Here is a 1909-nt window from a genome sequence, read left to right as displayed (position 1 = left end):
AGAATCCATCGAGATGCTGAGGCAGGAGTTTGCCCACCGGGGCAACGGGCGCGTCGATGCGGTATGTGATGAAGAAACGCCCCACTTCACGGCTTTGGAATGGAAAGCCATGAGCGAGGAGGAGCAGTACAAAATGACGCTCAACTACCGCCTGACCTACGTAGCCGATGCTACCGTCAACTGGTGTCCGGGCTTGGGTTCGGTACTTTCCAACGACGAGGTGAAGGATGGCGTGTCAGAGCGAGGCGGCTTCCCAGTCGAGCAGAAACTGATGCGGCAATGGATGATGCGCATCGCGGCCTACGCCCAGCGGCTGCTCGATGGATTAGATACCATCGATTGGACGGAATCTCTAAAAGAGCAGCAACGCAATTGGATCGGCCGCTCCATGGGGGCGATGGTAAAATTCGCCATCGACGGTCACCCGCAGCACAACATCGAGGTTTTTACCACCCGTGTGGATACAATTTACGGTGTGACGTTTATGGTGCTGGCTCCCGAACACGAGTTGGTAGCTCAAATCACTACCTCCGAACAGCAAGGCGAAATCGACGCTTATCTGGAAAAGACTAAGCGAAAGTCCGAGCGCGACCGCATGGCCGATGTCAAGACCGTATCGGGAGCTTTCACGGGAGCTTATGCCGTCAACCCATTCAATGAAGAAAGAGTACCCATCTACATCGCCGACTACGTGCTGGCGGGTTACGGCACCGGGGCCGTGATGGCCGTGCCGTCCGGCGACCAGCGCGACTGGAATTTTGCCACGCACTTCGGCCTGCCCATCGTCCCGATTCTGGACGCCCAGCAAAGTACCGACACCGAGGCCAACGCCACTAAGGAAGGCAAGTACATCAACTCCGGCATTATCGACGGCCTGACTTACACCGAAGCCACGCCCGTGCTGGTGAAGTGGATGGAGGAGCGCAAAATTGGCAAGGCCAAGATCAACTACCGTCTGCGCGACGCCGTGTTTAGCCGCCAGCGCTACTGGGGCGAACCCGTTCCGGTTTTTTACAAAGAAGATAGTAAGGGCGAACCGCTCCCTTACTTACTGCCCGAGTCAGAACTACCTCTGGAACTACCGCCCGTGGACAAGTACCTGCCCACCGAAACTGGCGAACCACCGCTGGGCCGCGCCGAGGGCTGGAAGTACAAGGGTACTTACGACTACGAACTAAGTACCATGCCCGGCTGGGCGGGCAGTAGCTGGTACTGGTACCGCTACATGGACGCGCAAAACAATCAGGAATTCGCCTCGCCCGAAGCCATCGCCTACTGGCGCGACGTGGATCTGTATCTCGGCGGCACTGAACACGCGACGGGACATTTGCTGTACAGCCGTTTCTGGAATAAATTCCTGAAAGACCGAGGCTTTGTTCCCGAAGAGGAGCCTTTTAAGAAGCTCATCAATCAGGGCATGATTCAGGGGCGGAGTAGTTTTGTGTATCGGGTGAAAAGCGACGATTATGCCAAACCAGTTTTCGTAAGTGCTGGATTACGAGAGCAATATGAAGTCTCGGACTTGCACGTGGATGTGAATATCGTTGAAAACGATGTGCTGGACATTGAAAAATTTAAATCTACCCGCCCGGACATCGCGGGTGAGAACGCCGAATTCATTCTGGAAGATGGAAAGTACCTCTGCGGCGTGGAGGTGGAGAAAATGTCGAAGTCCAAATTCAACGTCGTCAATCCCGACGACATCGTTGAGCGCTACGGAGCCGATACGCTGCGGCTATACGAAATGTTCCTCGGCCCGCTGGAACAGGCCAAGCCCTGGAACACCAACGGCATCGACGGTACTTACCGCTTCATCCGCAAACTCTGGCGATTGTTTTACAACGACCACGGCGACTGGATCGTAACTGACGATTCTCCCACGAAAGATGAACTGAAAGTACTGCACAAA

1 protein-coding gene is annotated in these 1909 nt (G+C 55.1%); it reads left to right on the top strand.

Annotated elements, in window-relative coordinates; all coding sequences use genetic code 11:
- A partial coding sequence (gene leuS / locus ACEW8P_RS13155) for a leucine--tRNA ligase (RefSeq protein ID WP_373513537.1) occupies positions 1-1909 on the top strand: 1909 nt, incomplete at both ends.

The organism is Persicitalea sp., assembly GCF_041751555.1.
GTDB lineage: Bacteria > Bacteroidota > Bacteroidia > Cytophagales > Spirosomataceae > Persicitalea.
Note: the sequence above shows the minus strand (reverse complement) of the source record. Positions and strands in the feature narration are given on the sequence as shown.